Source organism: Rhodococcus sp. IEGM 1351 (assembly GCF_030056875.1).
In the GTDB taxonomy this organism is placed as follows: Bacteria; Actinomycetota; Actinomycetes; order Mycobacteriales; family Mycobacteriaceae; genus Rhodococcus_F; species Rhodococcus_F opacus.
In genome coordinates this window covers 101,619-118,746 of record NZ_JASHKU010000023.1, presented here as the reverse complement: position 1 = coordinate 118,746, position 17,128 = coordinate 101,619, and the positions used below count along the sequence as shown (strand labels likewise).

Annotated in this window: 19 protein-coding genes; 12 read left to right on the top strand and 7 right to left on the bottom strand. The window is 67.8% G+C overall.

The annotated features are described in order from the left end of the window. From QM806_RS31755 to QM806_RS31740, 4 genes are read left to right on the top strand one after another with little or no spacing between them, the layout of a single operon-like run. Nucleotides 1-1,185 (top strand): acyl-CoA dehydrogenase family protein, encoded by a 1,185-nt coding sequence (locus tag QM806_RS31755; RefSeq protein WP_005260763.1) that lies wholly within the window; start codon nt 1-3, stop codon nt 1,183-1,185. Then, a complete protein-coding gene (locus QM806_RS31750) occupies nt 1,182-1,520 on the top strand; it encodes a YidH family protein (protein ID WP_005260762.1) in 339 nt (112 codons plus the stop codon). The genes QM806_RS31755 and QM806_RS31750 overlap by 4 nt, the downstream gene beginning before the upstream one ends. Further along, a complete protein-coding gene (locus tag QM806_RS31745) occupies nt 1,517-1,825 on the top strand; it encodes a DUF202 domain-containing protein (RefSeq protein ID WP_133985862.1) in 309 nt (102 codons plus the stop codon). Before QM806_RS31750 ends, QM806_RS31745 begins: the two co-directional genes overlap by 4 nt. Before the next feature lie 49 nt (nt 1,826-1,874). Continuing rightward, nucleotides 1,875-3,062: a serine hydrolase domain-containing protein gene (locus QM806_RS31740; protein WP_054248778.1), complete on the top strand. Its 1,188-nt coding sequence runs from the start codon at nt 1,875-1,877 to the stop codon at nt 3,060-3,062. 180 nt (nt 3,063-3,242) lie between these two features. Here the strand turns inward: QM806_RS31740 and QM806_RS31735 are convergent, their stop codons facing one another. The 3 genes from QM806_RS31735 to QM806_RS31725 form a co-directional block, all read right to left on the bottom strand. Then, nucleotides 3,243-3,548, bottom strand: coding sequence for a hypothetical protein (locus QM806_RS31735; protein WP_169693290.1), 306 nt, complete (start codon nt 3,546-3,548; stop codon nt 3,243-3,245). 118 nt (nt 3,549-3,666) lie between these two features. Then, nucleotides 3,667-3,891, bottom strand: a complete 225-nt coding sequence (locus QM806_RS31730; RefSeq protein WP_283293993.1) for an anti-sigma factor family protein — start codon at nt 3,889-3,891, stop codon at nt 3,667-3,669. 3 nt (nt 3,892-3,894) lie between these two features. Beyond that, nucleotides 3,895-4,596 carry an RNA polymerase sigma factor gene (locus tag QM806_RS31725; RefSeq protein WP_120659997.1) on the bottom strand — a complete coding sequence of 234 codons (702 nt, stop codon included), beginning with the start codon at nt 4,594-4,596 and terminating at the stop codon, nt 3,895-3,897. A gap of 430 nt (nt 4,597-5,026) precedes the next feature. Here QM806_RS31725 and QM806_RS31720 point away from each other — a divergent pair, with 430 nt between their 5' ends. From QM806_RS31720 to acmB, 4 genes are all read left to right on the top strand, one after another. After that, nucleotides 5,027-5,467, top strand: a complete 441-nt coding sequence (locus QM806_RS31720) for a helix-turn-helix transcriptional regulator (RefSeq protein ID WP_065488468.1) — start codon at nt 5,027-5,029, stop codon at nt 5,465-5,467. A gap of 13 nt (nt 5,468-5,480) precedes the next feature. Next, nucleotides 5,481-5,894: a VOC family protein gene (locus tag QM806_RS31715; RefSeq protein WP_005260756.1), complete on the top strand. Its 414-nt coding sequence runs from the start codon at nt 5,481-5,483 to the stop codon at nt 5,892-5,894. A gap of 52 nt (nt 5,895-5,946) precedes the next feature. Beyond that, on the top strand, nt 5,947-8,442 hold the full coding sequence (locus QM806_RS31710) for an ATP-binding cassette domain-containing protein (protein WP_064080224.1): 2,496 nt from the start codon (nt 5,947-5,949) through the stop codon (nt 8,440-8,442). A 211-nt stretch (nt 8,443-8,653) separates the two neighbouring features. Next, the gene (acmB, locus tag QM806_RS31705; RefSeq protein ID WP_005260754.1) at nt 8,654-9,847 is read left to right on the top strand and encodes a methyl acetate hydrolase AcmB; all 1,194 of its coding nucleotides are present in this window, start codon (nt 8,654-8,656) and stop codon (nt 9,845-9,847) included. A 19-nt stretch (nt 9,848-9,866) separates the two neighbouring features. Here acmB and QM806_RS31700 read toward each other — a convergent pair whose 3' ends face one another. The 4 genes from QM806_RS31700 to QM806_RS31685 all read right to left on the bottom strand — a co-directional run bounded on the left by QM806_RS31700 (nt 9,867) and on the right by QM806_RS31685 (nt 12,816). Continuing rightward, nucleotides 9,867-11,192, bottom strand: a complete 1,326-nt coding sequence (locus QM806_RS31700; protein ID WP_120659995.1) for an RNA polymerase sigma factor — start codon at nt 11,190-11,192, stop codon at nt 9,867-9,869. Beyond that, nucleotides 11,165-11,587 (bottom strand): YciI family protein, encoded by a 423-nt coding sequence (locus QM806_RS31695; protein ID WP_005237862.1) that lies wholly within the window; start codon nt 11,585-11,587, stop codon nt 11,165-11,167. Before QM806_RS31695 ends, QM806_RS31700 begins: the two co-directional genes overlap by 28 nt. Before the next feature lie 101 nt (nt 11,588-11,688). Further along, nucleotides 11,689-11,976, bottom strand: a complete 288-nt coding sequence (locus QM806_RS31690; RefSeq protein ID WP_169693291.1) for a WhiB family transcriptional regulator — start codon at nt 11,974-11,976, stop codon at nt 11,689-11,691. 66 nt (nt 11,977-12,042) lie between these two features. Next, nucleotides 12,043-12,816, bottom strand: coding sequence for an SDR family NAD(P)-dependent oxidoreductase (locus QM806_RS31685; RefSeq protein ID WP_005260751.1), 774 nt, complete (start codon nt 12,814-12,816; stop codon nt 12,043-12,045). A 241-nt stretch (nt 12,817-13,057) separates the two neighbouring features. Here QM806_RS31685 and QM806_RS31680 point away from each other — a divergent pair, with 241 nt between their 5' ends. The 4 genes from QM806_RS31680 to QM806_RS31665 all read left to right on the top strand — a co-directional run bounded on the left by QM806_RS31680 (nt 13,058) and on the right by QM806_RS31665 (nt 17,088). Further along, on the top strand, nt 13,058-14,443 hold the full coding sequence (locus tag QM806_RS31680; RefSeq protein ID WP_005571539.1) for an MFS transporter: 1,386 nt from the start codon (nt 13,058-13,060) through the stop codon (nt 14,441-14,443). Next, nucleotides 14,440-15,327, top strand: a complete 888-nt coding sequence (locus QM806_RS31675; protein WP_005571540.1) for a transketolase — start codon at nt 14,440-14,442, stop codon at nt 15,325-15,327. The genes QM806_RS31680 and QM806_RS31675 overlap by 4 nt, the downstream gene beginning before the upstream one ends. A gap of 1 nt (nt 15,328) precedes the next feature. Then, nucleotides 15,329-16,321, top strand: a complete 993-nt coding sequence (locus QM806_RS31670) for a transketolase family protein (RefSeq protein WP_043792541.1) — start codon at nt 15,329-15,331, stop codon at nt 16,319-16,321. A gap of 116 nt (nt 16,322-16,437) precedes the next feature. Continuing rightward, nucleotides 16,438-17,088 (top strand): GntR family transcriptional regulator, encoded by a 651-nt coding sequence (locus QM806_RS31665; RefSeq protein ID WP_005237856.1) that lies wholly within the window; start codon nt 16,438-16,440, stop codon nt 17,086-17,088. Nucleotides 17,089-17,128 lie beyond the last annotated feature (40 nt).

Below are 17,128 nucleotides of genomic sequence, written 5' to 3'. Positions count from 1 at the left end.
ATGACCTTCACCCTGAACCCCACTTACGACGACAATCCTCGCCTGCACGACCTCGTCGCACGGCTGCGTGACTACCTGGACGGCGAACTCGCCGACTACGAACGCGAACTCGGCCTCACCTCCGGGAGCGTGTACACCCGCGAGACGCTCGAGCCGGTGTGGCGACGCAGCCGCGAACTCGGCTTCTACGGTGTCAGCCTGCCCGCGGACCTCGGCGGCGCGGGACTGTCGTTCACCGAACTCGCCGCCCTGAAGGAAGAAGTGGGCGCGTCACCGCGGGTCCTGTCGACCTCGGTACTCGGCGACATGGGCGGACCGCTGCGGGTGGGCAGCATCTTCCAGTACGCCACCGAGTACCAGATCGAGAAGTACCTGCTCCCCGTCACGCGCGGCGAGCGCGCGTGCTGCTTCTCGCTCACGGAGAACGACGCCGGCTCCGACGTGCGCGGCATGCTCACCACCGCCACCCCGGACGGCGACGGGTGGCGCCTGACCGGTCACAAGGTGTTCTCCACCGCCGGACCGTTCGCGGACTTCTCCATCCTCATCGCGAAGATGGCAGACGACGGCGACGGCGGCCCGCGTTACTCCGCGTTCCTCGTCGACCTGGACACCCCGGGATGCACGGTGCAGCAGGGCGAGACCCCGATGTCGGGCCAGCACATCGAGGCCGACATCGTTCTCGACGACTGCTATGTCGGACCGGAACAGTTGCTCGGTGAGGTGGGGCAGGGTCTGAAGATCGGGCTCGGTCGCGTCACGGTCAACCGGCTCCTGCATTGCCCGACGGCGCTGGGTGGTGCACGCCGAGCCCTGGAGTTGTCCGTCGGCTACGCCCGCACCAGACAGGTGCAGGGCGCGCCGCTCGGCATGCTGCAGAGCATCCAGCACCGGCTGGCGGACATGGCAACCGACTACTACGCGGCTCGGTCGATGACCTACGACGCACTCGCCGCGCTCGACCGGGGCGAGCGGCCGCGGATCGAAGCCTTCATGTGCAAGCTGTTCGTGGCGGAGAAGGCGTTCGCGATCGCCGATGCCGCCGTGCAGATCCACGGTAAATCGGGTGTCGTCCGCGGCCGCGAGGTGGAATCGCTGTTCCAGCGTCTGCGGATGTTCCGGATCCTCACCGGATCCTCCGAGATCCAGAAGAACGGCATCGCCCGATTCCTTCTGCTCCCGTGAGCGCCGACACGGAGACGGAGCCCGACTACCGATTCACGCTCGCCAACGAGCGGACCTTCCTGGCCTGGATCCGTACCGCGCTCGCTCTTCTGGCGGGCGGGGTCGCGGTCAGCCAGTTCTATCTGCCGCGAGGCGGATCCGCGTTCCACGACACGCTGGGTGCGGTCTGCATCCTGCTGGCCGCGATCGTCGCGGTCGGTGCGCTGCTGCGGTGGCGGTCCGTGCAGTCCGCGATGCGCCGCGCCGTGCCGCTACCGGCATCGCGTCTGGCCCCGGCCGTGGTCGCGGGTGTGTGTCTCGCTGCCGCGCTCGGCGTCGTCTGGGCGGCGACGTGACCGCGCCGCCACCGGGGTTGCAGGCCGAACGTACGGTGCTGGCGTGGGGCCGCACGTTACCTGCGGTCTGCCTGTGCCTCGCCGCAGTCGTGCGTTCCGCGATCGTCCACCCGCACCTCGCGCACGTCGTTGCGGTGGCCGGAGCCTGCGGCGCTGCCGCGGCGGTGGGAGTAGGCGCCGTGACGCGGCACCGCCGATACCGCCGGCGCGCCGACGACCCCCGCCCACTCGGCCTCCTGATTCCCGCCGTCGTCAGCCTCGCCGTTTTCGCGACGGCAGGCGCCGCCCTTGCCGCACCGGCCTGAAACTCGATGTTCCCCAGCACGTATCCCGATCCGACAGAGGAGATCCGCTGTGTCGCAATTGCCACTCGCAGAACTGAAATGGACGCAAGGATTCACCGACCCGGTGCAAGTCCGCCGGCAGGCGACGGCCGTCGGCGAGACCGGTCCCACGCGTCGAGTGTGGCGCGGCGACGGTCCGCGCCGGGAACTGCCGGAGCAGTTGCAGGACCTCTCACGGCTCGCCGTCGAGTCCGGAGGCGGGGGAGCGAGCACGCTGTACCAGTTCCTCGTCGACTCGCATTCGGACGGGATGATCGTGCTGCACCGCGGCGCGGTTGTCTACGAGCAGTACCTGCACGGCCTCCGTCGTCAGGACCTGCACCTGACTGCGTCGATGGCCAAGGCGTTCATCGGCCTGCTCGCCGGGATGCTCGAGGACCAGGGCTTGTTCACGCGGGACGATCAGGTCTCCACATACGTTCCCGAGTTGGCGGGAACGGCGTTCGGTGACGCTACTATTCGTCATCTGCTCGACATGACGACACAGGTGGCCTACGGGGGACGAAAGTTCCATCGTGAGGTCGAGGCACACCGGTGGTGGGCAGTCGTGGCTCCCGGGATGCGGCCCGACGGATACGACGGCCCGACCACCCTGCTCGACCGATTGAAAACGGCCCGCGCGACCGGCCCGTACGGCGAGGTCTTCCACTACGAGAACGGAAGCTGCGAGGCGATGGGCGCGCTGATCAGCCGCGTCACCGGCGCGACCGTCTCGGACCTGATGAGCGAGTTGATCTGGTCGAAGATCGGTGCCGACGAGGACGCCCGGTACATCCTCGACGCCGCCGGCGTCGAAACCGCCTGCGGAGGCTCCGCGGCCACCCTCCGGGACATCGCCAAGGTGGGGGAGATGCTTCGCTGCGGCGGCGCTCTCGGCGACCGCCAGATCGTGCCGGCGTCGGTGGTGCGTGCGATCAGCACCGTCCCCGAGGGAGCGACCGCTCAGGTGCGGTTGCCGCGAGCGTCGGCGAATTCGCCTGCCACGATGAGCTACCGGGACTACTGGTGGATCCTCAACGACCCGTTCGACTCCTTCATGGCGAGTGGAATCCACGGCCAGCGGTTGTTCGTCTCCCGCGAACTCGACCTCGTCGTCGCACATTTCGGATCGCAGATCATCTCCCCGTGCGTCGCGACACCACCGTTCCCGGAGGTGTTCACTCGGCTCGGGACGCAATTGTCGATGGCGGGTGTCTGATGTAAACGAACACCCGTGCCACGACGCCCTCGACAACTCCCGCTGACGGATTGCGCACCTGACGGACGTGCCGGGGCGGCGGACGCAATTACTCTGGGCGGACAACGGCCTCGGACGGGCACTCTGCCGAGTGCCATTCCACGGCATGACATCTGGACTGTGGTCGGAGAGCGTCAGCCGTTATGACGGGATGACGTTCCAGATGATCGGGACTTGATCGGTGGGCATGTTCTCGGCCCTGCGTTCCTGACGCTGGTCGCGCTGCCGATCGCGGGTCCGATCGTCGTTGCCGGCGGGGATGTCGCGACCGGTGTCAGGGGCGGCCACTGCGGCGACCGGGTGTTCCGCGGCCGGGGCAACCGCGCCCGCGACGCCGACGGGAAGGACGCCGAGTGCGGCTGCAGCCACCACCACTGTCGCGACCCGCTTCCGCAGCGAGCCGCGGTGGGTGCGTCGGTCGTCTTGGTGCGAATGTGTGGCGTTCATGGTCTGAATTCCTGTCCGAGTGCCGCGAACCCGACGTTCACGGCTACTCGAATGGTGTCCGCCAGGGCGCGAAACGTTACACCCTGCCGGACATTATTTCGCGGTGAGTTCTCCGCCGCTAGCGCCAGTCGCGGAACGCGGCGAGCAGGCGGTCCCGCAACGCCGGATCGAGCTCGTCCGGCGGGAGCGCGCCGAGGGTGTGCACCGTCAGCTCGATCTGCTCGAGATAGGTGGCGCAGCCCGGGCATTCGCCCAGATGGGTTTCGAATCGGACCCGGGCATCGGGATCCATGTCATCCTCGAGGTAGGCCGTGACGAGTTCGACGAGGTCCTGGCAGTCCATATCTCACGCTCCCGTTCCAAGATAGTCCTCGAGGGCCTGGCGCACGTGTGCGCGACCCCGATGCAGCAGCACCCGCTGGTTCGCCGGGGTGATCGAGAGCATCGCGGACACTTCCTCGGCGTCGTAGCCGAGGACGTCACGCAGAACGACCACGATCCGCTGGCGGTCGGGTAGGTGCTCGAGTTCGCGGCCGGCGACGTCGAGGACCTCCGCACCCAGGACCGACCCTTCGGGGGTCTCCGGCCAGCTGGTCGGCGGAGTCGCCCAGTGGTGTGGATCCTCCGGGGAGGATGCCGGCAGGAACCGGGCCGGGTCCACGGAGGCGCTGCCCGTGTAGGCGGCCAGTGCGGCGTCGACATCGTGCCGGTCCCGCACTCCCCGTTTCTTGGCGATGTTGACGAGTATCCGGAACAGCCAGGTACGGAGGGTGGAGCGGCCTTCGAATCGGTCGATGCCCTGGAGCACGGCGATCCAGGTTTCCTGTACGACGTCCTCCGCGACCTCGGCGCTGGCCACGTACCCTCGCGCCACGCGCAGCATCATCGGTGTGTGCAGGTCGACCAGTTCGGCGAATGCCGATTCGTCGCGTGCACGCAAAGAATCGACGAGGCACTGCTCGCGCGAGGTATCGATCTCGGTCATCCGCTCCTCCTCGGTGATCGAGGCGCTCCGGAAGCGTGGCCGCGTGAGACGGCCGGACGCCATCCAACATTACTGATCTCGGCGGCAGCCGTCGATGACGCCGCCCGACCTCGTGGTGGTAGGGCCGAACGGCCCTGTCTCGGCTTCGCGGTGCGGGGAAGACTCGACGCGGAGGGGTGGCGGGCCGCGGCGACGCGGTAACGGTCGCGGCGGCCCGGGTGCCCCAGGAAACGACTGCACCTGGCAACCCAGGGAGGGCGGCGCATGGATTTTCGGCGAACTCCGCTGGCGCGTTCGGAGAGTTATTGGGAGCAGCTGGGTTCAGTGGAAGCTCGCCACGTGGACGGAGCCGAGCGGGACCGGCCGCCGGCCCCGGACGAACAGGTCTCGCTCGTCGACCACTGTCGAGGGGCAACGCCCGACCCGGCGTGAGGAGCGTGGGTGCGGCGGGAAACGCTAGGCAACTCCGGTGCGACGTGGCACGATTTCGTGTGTGACGAGCAGTACCGCTGAGAACCAGCGCCTACGCGACCTCGCGCTGCTGCGCCGCGTCCGTGACCGGATCGATCGAGAGCACGCGCAACCGCTGGACGTCGAGTCGCTCGCCCGCGGCGTGAACATGTCGGCCGGGCACCTCAGCCGCCAGTTCCGGCTCGCGTACGGCGAGTCCCCGTACTCGTACCTGATGACGCGGCGCATCGAGCGGGCGATGGCGCTGCTGCGTCGCGGCGACCTCAGCGTCACCGAGGTCTGCTTCGCGGTCGGCTGCTCGTCGCTGGGCACCTTCAGCACGCGGTTCACCGAGCTGACCGGGGTCCCGCCCAGCACCTACCGGCGCCAGGAGGCGGACGCGACGGCGGGCATTCCGTCGTGCGTGGCGAAACAGATCACCAGACCGATCAGGAATCGAGAAGCGCAGGTCGCTGATTCGTAATTATCGTGATCCCATGGACATCACAATTCACCAGACCTACCTCCCGCAGGACGACCCGGACGCCGCGTTGGCCTTCTATCGCGACACTCTCGGCTTCGAGGTCCGCAACGACGTCGGCTACAACGGGATGCGCTGGATCACGGTCGGCCCGGCCGACCAGCCCGGCACATCCATCGTTCTGCATCCGCCGGCCGCCGACCCCGGCATCACTGACGACGAGCGCCGCACCATCACCGAGATGATGGCCAAGGGTACCTACGCAGCCATCAACCTGGCCACCAGGAATCTCGACGGCGTCTTCGAGAAACTGCAGGCCAGCGACTCCGCGGAGGTCGTCCAGGAGCCGACCGAGCAGCCGTACGGAGTCCGTGACTGCGCCTTCCGCGATCCCGCGGGCAACATGGTTCGCATCCAGGAACTGCGCTGATCGACGCCGACGGAGACCGCGAAGGCGGCTCCGCCCAACAGAGGGAGACACGATGAGCACGGCCACGAAGGCGGGCACGACGGGGCGAGCGAAGCGACGGGAAGATTCAGGGTCGCCGGATCTGCACCTTGCCGACAGTCACGATCTCATCCGCGTGCACGGCGCGCGCGAGAACAACCTCAAGGACATCAGTGTCGAGCTCCCGAAGCGCCGGCTGACGGTGTTCACCGGTGTCTCCGGCTCGGGCAAGAGCTCGCTGGTGTTCGCCACGATCGCCGCGGAGTCGCAGCGGATGATCAACGAGACCTACAGCGCCTTCGTGCAGGGCTTCATGCCGTCACTGGCGCGACCCGACGTCGACGTTCTCGACGGGCTGACGACGGCGATCATCGTCGACCAGGAGCGGATGGGCTCGAACCCCCGCTCCACCGTCGGCACCGCCACCGACGCCAACGCGATGCTCCGCATCCTGTTCAGCCGGCTCGGGAAGCCGCACATCGGCTCACCCCAGGCGTTCTCCTTCAATGTCGCGTCGATCTCCGGCGCGGGCGCGGTCACCATCGAGCGCGGTGGCCAGCAGACGAAGGAGCGGCGGAGCTTCAGCATCACCGGCGGCATGTGTCCGCGATGCGAGGGCCGGGGCGCGGTCACCGACTTCGACCTGACGGCGCTGTACGACGACAGCAAGTCGCTGAACGAGGGGGCGCTGACGATCCCCGGTTACAGCATGGAGGGCTGGTACGGCCGCATCTTCCGGGGCTGCGGCTACTTCGACCCGGACAAGCCGATCGCGAAGTTCACCAAGAAGCAGTTGCAGGACCTGCTCTACAAGGAGCCGACCAAGATCAAGGTCGAGGGCGTCAACGTGACGTACGAGGGTCTGATCCCGAAGATCCAGAAGTCGTTCCTGGCCAAGGACGTCGACGCCATGCAGCCGCACATCCGCGCGTTCGTGGAGCGGGCGATCACTTTCGCCACCTGTCCCGACTGCGACGGCACCCGACTCAGCGAGGGGGCGCGGTCGTCGAAGATCAAGGGGAAGAACATCGCCGACGTCTGCACGATGCAGATCAGCGACCTCGCCGACTGGGTCCGGGGTCTGGACGAACCGCCGGCGACAGGAGGACGACGGAGCATCGCAGCGACGAAGGAGCGAGGAGCGGACGGAGGACGGGTCGCCGTGGAAACGGTGGCGCCGCTGCTCAGCGGGCTGCAACATCTCCTCGACTCGTTCACGGAGATCGGGTTGGGGTACCTCTCACTCGACCGGCCGTCGGGCACCCTGTCCGGAGGAGAGGCGCAGCGCACGAAGATGATCCGGCATCTCGGTTCGTCGCTCACCGACGTCACCTACGTCTTCGACGAGCCGACCATCGGCCTGCACCCGCACGACATCCAGAGGATGAACGGCCTGCTGCTGCAGTTGCGCGACAAGGGCAACACGGTGCTGGTCGTGGAGCACAAGCCGGAGGCGATCGCGATCGCCGACCACGTCGTCGACCTCGGCCCGCGCGCCGGCACCGAGGGTGGCCAGGTGGTGTTCGAGGGCACCGTCGAGGGTCTGCGGTCCAGTGACACGCTCACCGGGCGGCACCTGGACGACCGCGCGTCGCTGAAGCAGTCGGTGCGCACACCGTCGGGCGCGCTCGAGGTGCGAGGCGCAGACAGCCACAACCTGCGCGGCGTCGACGTCGACATTCCACTCGGCATGCTGGTGGTCGTGACCGGTGTGGCGGGTTCGGGCAAGAGCTCGCTGATCCACGGTTCGGTGTCCGGGCGGGACGGCGTGGTGTCGATCGACCAGGGCGCGATCAAAGGCTCCCGGCGAAGCAACCCGGCCACCTACACCGGATTGCTCGAGCCGATCCGCAAGGCGTTCGCGAAGGCCAACGGCGTGAAGCCGGCACTTTTCAGCTCCAATTCCGAGGGTGCCTGCCCCACGTGCAACGGCGCCGGTGTCATCTACACCGACCTGGGCGTGATGGCCACCGTCGAATCCCCGTGCGAGGAGTGCGAGGGGAAGCGCTTCCAGGCCGAGGTGCTCGAGTACACGCTGGGCGGCCGGAATATCGCCGAAGTGCTCGCGATGCCGGTGGCCGAGGCCGAGGAGTTCTTCGGTTCCGGCGAGGCACGGATCCCGGCGGCTCACAAGATTCTGCAGCGGCTCGCCGACGTCGGGCTCGGCTACCTCAGCCTCGGACAGCCGCTGACCACACTGTCCGGCGGCGAACGGCAGCGGCTCAAGCTGGCCACCGCGATGGCCGACAAGGGCGACACCTACGTCCTCGACGAGCCGACCACCGGCCTGCACCTCGCCGACGTCGAACAGCTGCTCGGACTGCTCGACCGGCTCGTCGACTCCGGTAAATCGGTCATCGTCATCGAGCATCACCAGGCGGTCATGGCGCACGCCGACTGGATCATCGACCTCGGTCCGGGCGCCGGCCACGACGGCGGCCGGATCGTGTTCGAGGGCAGGCCGGAGGATCTGGTGTCCGCTCGCTCCACCCTCACCGGCGAGCACCTCGCGGCCTACGTCGGCACCTGATCGAGGCGAGCGTCGAGGTCGGCCCCCGGTTGCCACGGCAGCCGGGGGTTTCCTCGTTCGGTGGTCACACCTGGTCGCAGCGCAACTGTGACGCCCGCCACCCGGATTGTGCCGAACCGAGACGTGCTGTGCCGATCTGAGACGTCGCCACCCGCCACCCGGTCATAACGTCACGTTCGATCAGTGACCACAGACACGACAGGAGAGTGGGATGTCCGATCTCAACGCCGCGCTCGGCAAGGTTCTCGACAGCGTGACCGAGGATGATGCGCCGCGCGTGCCCGGAGTGGTGGCGATGGTGACCGATCGCGACCGCACGGTGTTCGAGGGTTCCGCCGGGGTGCGGTCCCTGGCCGATCGCGAGCCGATGACCGCCGACACCGTCTTCGCGATCTTCTCCACCACGAAGGCGATCACCGGGACCACTGTGCTGCAGTGCGCCGAGGAGGGTCTGCTCGACCTCGACGCGCCGGCCCGCGAATACGTTCCGGAGCTCGGTGACATTCAGGTCATCGAGGGATTCGACGCCCACGGCGATCCGGTGCTGAGGGCGCCGAAGCGGGACATCACCACGCGGATGCTGTTGTTGCACACCGCCGGGTTCGGGTACGACTTCTTCGACGAGACCTACAACCGGTTGGGTGTGGAGCACGACCAGCCCGGCGTGATCACCGCGACCCGGGCGTCGCTGACCACACCGTTGCTCTTCGACCCGGGCGAGAAGTGGCAGTACGGGACGAACATCGACTGGGCCGGTCAGGTGGTCGAGGCGATCCGCGGCAAGCGGCTCGGCGAGGTGATGGCCGAGCGGGTGTTCGCGCCCCTGGACATGCACGACACAGCCTTCGCCCTGACCGGATCGATGGCGGCCCGGCGCGCGACCATCCACCAGCGGGAGGAGGACGGCCGGCTCACTCCGTTGGATCTGGTGCTGCCGCAGGATCCCGAGATTCACATGGGCGGGCACGGCCTGTACTCCACCGTGGGCGACTACCTGAAGTTCCTGCGGATGTGGCTGAACGACGGAGACGCGCCCGGTGGGCGAGTCCTTCGGGCCGACACCGTGCAGGCGGCCGTGTGCAACGGCCTCGAGGGACAAGAGGTCGGGATGCTGCCGGCTGTGATACCCGCCCTCACCAACGACGCCGAATTCTTTCCCGGACAGCGAAAGTCGTGGGCGTACACGTTCATGGTGAACGAAGAGGACGCCCCCACCGGCCGGCCGCGGGGGTCGCTCGGGTGGGCCGGGCTCGCCAACTCGTACTACTGGATCGATCGCCGCAACGGAATCGCCGGGTACTGGGCCACCCAGATCCTGCCGTTCGCCGACCCCGTGTCGTTCGGCGGCTACCTGGACTTCGAGACGACGGCGTACCGTCACGCCGCGCTTGCCTCACCCGTCTAGGTCAACCGGTCGTTGCTCGTCAGCGGAGGTCGGCGAGCTTACGCCCCAGCACCGTCCGCTCGCGCTCGTTGCCGCACAGCCGGACGGCCTCCTCGAATTCGGTGCGCGCCTCGTCGGTGCGGCCGAGGCGGGTGAGCAGTTCGCCGCGAACGCTCGGCAGCAGGTGCGAGTTCGACAGCGCCTGGGCGGCCACCAACTCGTCCACGATCGGCAGCGCCGCGGCCGGTCCCCGGGCCATGGACACCGCCACCGCCCGGTTGAGGTCCACCACCGGTGACGGCGCGAGGCGGCCGAGTGCCTCGTAGATGAGGACGATCCGCTCCCAGTTCGTCGCGTCGACCGACGGCGCGACGGCGTGGCATTCGGCGATCGCCGCCTGCAAGCCGTAGGCGCCCAGGCCCCGGCCGACCTGTTCCGCGCGGACGAGGGCGGCGCGTCCCCGCCGGATCGCGGTCCGGTCCCAGCGGCGGCGGTCCTGGTGCTCGAGCAGCACCGGCTCGCCGTCCGACCCGGTGCGGGCCGGGAACCGCGCGGAGGTCAGTTCGAGCAGCGCCAGCAGGCCGTGGACCTCGGGCTCGTCGGGCACCAGCCGGGTCAGCACACGAGCGAGGCGCTGCGCCTCGCTCGCGAGGTCGAGGCGGATCAGATCGTCGCCGGAGCTGGCCGAAGACCCTTCGGTGAAGATCAGATAGATCACGCTGAGCACCGAGCCGAGTCGCTCGGTCCGCTCTGCGGCGAGCGGCACCTCGAACGGCACCCGGGCCGCCCCGAGGGTCTTCTTCGCCCGGGTGATCCGGGCCTGTACGGTCGCGGTCGGGACGAGGAACACCTTGGCGATCTCGTCGCTCGTCAGACCGCCGACCACCCGCAGGGTGAGCGCGACCCTCGCCTCCCGCGACAGCACGGGGTGGCAGGAGATGAACATCAACGCCAGCATGTCGTCGTCGATCTGGTCCGGATCCCACAGCACGTCCCCGGTGCCCTTGGCCGGATCGGTGGGCGCGCTTCCCGAGACGGCCCCGCCCTCGCCCAGATCGTGGGCGAGGACGGCGTACCTCTCGTCGAGGGCGGAGCGTCGGCGGAACGCGTCGATCGCCCGGCGGCGGCCGACGGTGAGCAACCATCCCGCAGGGTTGTGGGGGATCCCGTCGCGCGGCCAGCTCACGAGCGCCTCGGCCAGCGCCTCCTGGGCGAGGTCCTCGGCCAGCGCGAAATCGCCGGTGTACCGCGCGAGCGCACCGACGATCCGCGCCGACTCGATCCGCCAGACGGCGGCGACGGCCTCACGCCCGGTGTGACCGTCACCCGTCGACCCGCTCAGAGCTGACCGGTCGCTTCGCGCCACGCCCGCTCCTTCTGGATCCACACGTTGTCCTGCGGGAACTCGTCGATCGTCGCGACCCGGCGGATCTCCGCCTTGGAACCGGGACCGGCCATCGGGGCACGCTTGGCCCACTCGACGGCCTCCTCCTTCGATGCCACGTTGAGCATCCAGAAGCCGCCGAACAACTCCTTCGTCTCGCCGTAGGGGCCGTCGGTCACCACAGGTGTCTCGGACGAGTAGTCGACCACCACACCCGACTCGGGGTCGGGGTCCAGTCCCTCGGCCGCGAGCAGCACACCGGCGCGGATCATCTCGTCGTTGAACTTGCCCATCGAGTCCATGATCTCGGTGAAATCAGCGTCCTGGAACGCCGCGAAGGTCTCGTCGGTGGCGCGCATGATCAGCATGTACTTCATGGTTCCGTCTCCTTGGATGTCGGGGTCCCTCTTGGACCTTCTCACCTCAGGTCGAACGGGGAGTGACATGGATCGACACACTCGCCGATTTTTTTCCGAACCTATCTGGCCCGTCCAGCTCTGCGCCGGTCGGTTTCCGTGGTGCCACCCCATATTCCGTGGGTCTCGCGGTGATCGGTTGCGTGTGCGCGGCATTGCCGGGCGACGACGCACTCGTCGCAGATCTGTTTGGCGCGTCGTTCGCGCCTGACCCGGGCGCCGCGTCGTTCGCCGTCCGGAGCGAAGAAGACGGAGGGCTCGGTGGTGCGGCAGTGGGCGCGGTACCGCCATCCCCAGCGTTCGGCGGCGGTCGTCGGCGGGTCGTCGTGAACTGTCGTGTGGTCGATCATCGGGTGTCCCGGGATGGATTCGGGCGGTGGACGGTCGGCACCGTCAACCGCTGTGGCTGCACCGACTCAGTGCAGGTGGCTGCCGCCGTTGATGTCGACGGTGGTGCCGGTGAGGTACGCGGCGTCCTGCGAGGACAGGAAGGTGATGACGGCGGCGACCTCGGTGGTGGTCGCGACCCGGCCGAGTGGGATGTCGCGGCAGAGTGCGGCTTCCTGTTCGGCGGTGCTGCCCACGCGGATGCTGGTGTCGACCGCACCGGGGGTGACGGCGTTGACGGTGACTCCGCTGTCGCCGAGTTCACGTGCGAGGGACTTGGTGAAACCGAGGATCGCGGCCTTGGCGGACGAGTAGGGCACCTTCCCGAAGACCCCGCCACCACGCTGGGCGGAGACGGATGACATGTTCACCACACGTCCCCAGCCGTTGTCGATCATGGCCGGCAGGAACGCGCGGGTGACGAGGTAGGTGCCGGTGGCGTTGACCGCCATCACCTTGTTCCACAGTTCCAGGGTGGTCTCGAGGAACGGCACCGGCGACGTGATGCCGGCGATGTTCGCGAGCGCACCCACGGCGGGGAGGTTGCCGCCGGCGACTTCGGCGGCGACGGCGTCGTGTGCCCGCTGAACCGAGTTCTCGTCGGCGACGTCGATGTCGTGACCGAAGGCCGGGACACCGAACTCGTTCCCGATCTCGGCGGCGACCTTCGCGGACTTTTCCCCGTCGAGGTCGAGAACGACGATCGCCCAGCCCTCTTCGGCGTAGCGGCGGGCGGTGGTGAGACCGATCCCGCGCTCGGAGGTGGCGCCGGTGACGACGGCGGTGCGCTGGATGGACGACATGATCGCTCCTCTTGTTGCTGGAATCGCGCGTGCCGTCCGGTGCGGTGGAGAGCAGGGGAGGCGGTCGACGACGCGGTAGGTGACTGCCACCACAGTAAGCCGATCGACTGTTAACAGTCAACCGTCGGCGGGTAACGGTTGACATATTGACGTGTCTCGGATCACACTGGTGAAACCGCACTGTTGACAGTCAACAAATCAGCGGCAATCGTTGGAACCGGCAGCTCGAAGAGGAGTCCCCATGAGTACCGAAACACTCAGGATGCGAGGTCCTGTCCATGGCACGAAGGACGCCAAGCGCGTAGCAATCGGCTCCTCGGTGGGTGCCGTCATCGAGACGTACGACTTCATCGGTTTCGGCACGGCCGCCGCGCTGTACTTCGGTACCGCCTTCTTCCCGGGCGCCGACCCGGTCACCGGAACACTCGCCGCGTTCGCGACGCTGGGTGTCGGCTTTGCTGCGCGCCCGCTCGGCGGGGTGCTCGGTGGACATCTCGGGGACAAGCTGGGCCGCAAGCCCGTGCTGGTGGCATCACTGATCGCGATGGGTCTCGCGACCTTCGCGATCGGCCTGCTGCCCACCTATTCGCAGGTCGGGCTCATCGCGCCGGTGTTGCTGGTTCTCGTCCGCGTCGTCCAGGGCCTCGCCTTCGGCGCCGAATGGGGCGGCGCGATCCTGATGAGCTACGAGCACGCCCCCTGGAAGTCCAAGGGCAAATTCACCGGCATCGTGCAGGCCGGCTTCCCCGTCGGGTTGCTGCTGGCGAACCTGGTGTTCCTGTTCAGCGTGCACCTCGGCGGCGACTGGGCCTGGCGGGTACCGTTTCTCGCCAGCATCGTCCTGGTGATGGTCGGTCTGGTCATCAGGTCGAAGGTGCCCGAGTCCCCGGTCTTCGAGGACGTCAAGAACGAGGGTGACATCGTCAAGTCCCCGGTGCTCGAATCCATCAAGTACGACTGGCGAAACATTCTGCGCGGCATCGCTCTGCGAGTAGCCGAGACAGCCGGGTACGCGGTGTCGATCACCTACATGATCTCCTACCTGCACAACCAGGGTCTCGCCGGGAAGTCCGAAACCCTTGTCGCCCTGTGCATCGCGTCCGCGATCGGCATCTTCGCCACAGTCGCCTGGGCGCGACTCACCGACCGCATCGGACGACGCCCCGTCTACATCGCGTCCTGCGCCTTCGCGGCACTGTTCGGAATCCCGATGTTCCTTCTGGTCAACACCGGCCTGTTCATCCTGGTCATCGCCACCATCGTGATCGCCTACGCGGTCTGCCAGAACTCGATGGCGGGAGCGCAGGGGGCGTGGTTCCCCGAACTGTTCGACGCCTCGCGCCGAGCCTCGGGAGCGTCCCTCGCCTACCAGATCTCGGCGATGGTCTCCGGCTTCACCCCCTTCGTCACGACGCTGCTGTTCGTCTCCTTCGGCTGGTGGGGTCCGGCGCTGCTGTTCAGCACGTACGCCCTGATCGGACTGTGGGCGGCGTTGATCACCAGGGAGACCTGGGGACCCACCGAACGGCGCCTCGCCGCCGAGGCTGCGGCGCGCACCGATTCCAAAAGCACCGACGCGCCGACGTCGACCACGCACACGATCCGCAAGGAAAAGGAACTCCTGTGACCATCACAACCGCCACCACCGCGGCCGAAGCCACGGCCAGTGACGTGTCGCGCATCGCGACCGTCGAACAGTTCGCCTACCGCATGCGGCACAACGTCATCGACATGGGTGAGGAACAGGGCCAGGGATACGTCGGGCAAGCGCTCGGGGCCGCCGACATCTTCGCCACCGTCTACGCCGACCAACTGCGCTACCGCGCCGACGATCCCACATGGGAAGGACGAGACCGGTTCCTGCTGTCCACCGGCCACTACGCCATCGGCCTCTACGCCGCACTCGCCGAGGCCGGAATCATCGACCGCAGCGAACTGGAAACCTACGGCTCCGACGACTCACGCCTCCCGATGTCGGCAATGTCCACGTACACCCCCGGCATGGAAATCTCCGGCGGCTCCCTCGGCCACGGCCTGACCATCGCGGTCGGGATGGCCCTCGGGCTGCGTCACCAGCACTCCACCGCCCGCGTCTTCAACTTCCTGTCCGACGGCGAACTCGACGAGGGTTCGACGTGGGAGGCGGCGATGGGCGCCCATCACCACCGGCTCGGCAATCTCACCGCGATGGTCGACATCAACGCCCTCCAAGCCGACGGTGCGACCTCGACGGTGCTGAGCACCGAACCCGTGCACGACAAGTGGGCGGCCTGCGGGTGGCACGTCGAACGCGTCGACGGCAACGACGTCACCGCACTGGTGCGCGCATTCGACAACGCCGCCGCCGAATCCGACGGCAGACCGTCGATCATTCTCTGCGACACCCGCGTCGGGAAGGGTGTGCCCCTGCTCGAGTCCCGGGAGAAGGCGCACTTCATGCGCATCGACGAACACGAGTGGCAGATCTGCCGCGACCAACTCACCGCCGGCTTCGACCACAAGGACGCCTGACATGACTACCGCCAGTAAGCCGAAGCTCAAGACTTCGGCCATGATCGCCTCGTTCGTCGACGACGGCCAGAAGACCACGTCCGCGCCGTTCGGGCACGCCCTGGTGAAGGCTGCCCGGGAGAACGACAAGATCGTCGGCCTGTCCGCCGACCTCGCCAAGTACACCGACATGCACATCTTCGCGCAGGAGTTCCCCGACCGGTTCTTCCAGATGGGGATGGCCGAGCAGCTCCTGCTCGGAGCCGCCGCCGGAATGGCCGAGACCGGCCTGGTGCCGTTCGCATCCACGTATTCGGTGTTCGCTGCGCGCCGCGCCTACGACTTCCTGTGCCTCGACATCGCCGAACCGAACCTCAACGTCAACATCATCGGTGGCCTCCCCGGACTGACCACCGGCTACGGGCCCAGCCATCAGGCCACCGAGGACATCGCCATCTTCCGGGGCATCCCCAACCTCACCATCGTCGACCCGTGCGACTCGATCGACATCGAACAGGCCGTCCCGCAGCTCGCCGCCTCCGACGGTCCCACCTACCTGCGGCTGCTGCGGGGGAAGGTCGCGACCGTGCTCGACGAGTACGACTACACGTTCGAACTCGGCAAGGCCAAGGTGCTCCGCGGCGGCAACGACGTCGTGTTCGTCACCAGTGGGCTGATGACGATGCGCGCGCTGCAGGCCGCCGACCGACTCGCCGCGCACAACGTCGACGTGGCGGTCGTGCACACGCCGACGATCAAACCGTTCGACGCCGAGACCGTCCTCGCGGAGGTGAACACCGACCGCCTGGTGGTCACCCTGGAGAACCACACCGTGATCGGCGGTCTGTTCGAGACGGTGGCCGCCGCGGTCGTCACGGCCGGACTCGGCAAGCGCGTCGTGCCGATCGCACTGCCGGATCAGTTCCTCGACGCCGGTGCCCTGCCCACGCTGCACGAGCGGTACGGCCTGAGCACGGACCGGATCGTCGCCAAGGTTCTCGGCGAACTGGCATGACCAGCGCGTACGGCCCACGCCGCAGGCCGGGCGGCGCGGGCCGTACGATGGCTGTCAACAGGTTGCTGTCAACAGACCGCTGTCGACAGTTGATCGCTGACCCCACGGAGGCACCCATGGCCGGACAACCCGCCGCACTGCTCGGGCTGGAGAAGACCAGCCTCCGTCAGCAAGCCGTCGCCGCCCTGCGGGTCGCGATCACCAGCGGGGAACTCGCGCCGAGCAGCCCGCTCGTGGAGACCGAACTGTCCGAGATGCTGCAGATCAGCCGCGGCACGCTCCGCGAGGCGATGCGGCAACTCCAGCAGGAGGGATTGATCTCCGCAGGTGCGCGGGGCCGGCTGTACGTCCGGCACCTCGATTCCAAGGAGATCCGCGACATCTTCGCCGTCCGCGCCGCACTCGAGGCACTTGCTGTCCGGGAACTCGCCGGCCTGGCCGACCGCACCACCGTCATCGCGGAACTGCGCGCCGCCCTCGACGTCATGGACACCGCCGTCCTCGAAGCCCGCATCGAGGCCGACCTGAACTTTCACCGCACCATGTGCTCTCTCACCGGCAACGACACACTCCTGCACTCGTGGATCTCCCTCGAAGGATCCATCCGGATGTCGATCATGTTCGCCGGCCTGGACCGCGCCGTCGGCAACATGGACGTCGGTCGCCACAGCGCCATCGTCGACGCCATCGAGACCGGCGACGCCGACGAAGCGGCCAAAGCGATTCAGACACACATGGACTGGGCCTCAGCGAATCTGGTGTCCTGACCCCAGGTGAGTGGGAAAGAGTGCGGGCACACGCTTTGCC

What these genes read in the sequence shown, in the direction of transcription:
- QM806_RS31735 (WP_169693290.1), bottom strand. Translation starts at nt 3,548, where the DNA reads ATGAACGCCACACATTCGCACCAAGACGACCGACGCACCCACCGCGGC.
- QM806_RS31665 (WP_005237856.1), top strand. Translation starts at nt 16,438, where the DNA reads ATGGCCGGACAACCCGCCGCACTGCTCGGGCTGGAGAAGACCAGCCTC.
- QM806_RS31690 (WP_169693291.1), bottom strand. Translation starts at nt 11,976, where the DNA reads ATGATCGACCACACGACAGTTCACGACGACCCGCCGACGACCGCCGCC.
- QM806_RS31725 (WP_120659997.1), bottom strand. Translation starts at nt 4,596, where the DNA reads ATGGCGTCCGGCCGTCTCACGCGGCCACGCTTCCGGAGCGCCTCGATC.
- QM806_RS31695 (WP_005237862.1), bottom strand. Translation starts at nt 11,587, where the DNA reads ATGAAGTACATGCTGATCATGCGCGCCACCGACGAGACCTTCGCGGCG.
- acmB (WP_005260754.1), top strand. Translation starts at nt 8,654, where the DNA reads ATGTCCGATCTCAACGCCGCGCTCGGCAAGGTTCTCGACAGCGTGACC.
- QM806_RS31670 (WP_043792541.1), top strand. Translation starts at nt 15,329, where the DNA reads ATGACTACCGCCAGTAAGCCGAAGCTCAAGACTTCGGCCATGATCGCC.
- QM806_RS31715 (WP_005260756.1), top strand. Translation starts at nt 5,481, where the DNA reads ATGGACATCACAATTCACCAGACCTACCTCCCGCAGGACGACCCGGAC.
- QM806_RS31685 (WP_005260751.1), bottom strand. Translation starts at nt 12,816, where the DNA reads ATGTCGTCCATCCAGCGCACCGCCGTCGTCACCGGCGCCACCTCCGAG.
- QM806_RS31730 (WP_283293993.1), bottom strand. Translation starts at nt 3,891, where the DNA reads ATGGACTGCCAGGACCTCGTCGAACTCGTCACGGCCTACCTCGAGGAT.
- QM806_RS31680 (WP_005571539.1), top strand. Translation starts at nt 13,058, where the DNA reads ATGAGTACCGAAACACTCAGGATGCGAGGTCCTGTCCATGGCACGAAG.
- QM806_RS31710 (WP_064080224.1), top strand. Translation starts at nt 5,947, where the DNA reads ATGAGCACGGCCACGAAGGCGGGCACGACGGGGCGAGCGAAGCGACGG.
- QM806_RS31755 (WP_005260763.1), top strand. Translation starts at nt 1, where the DNA reads ATGACCTTCACCCTGAACCCCACTTACGACGACAATCCTCGCCTGCAC.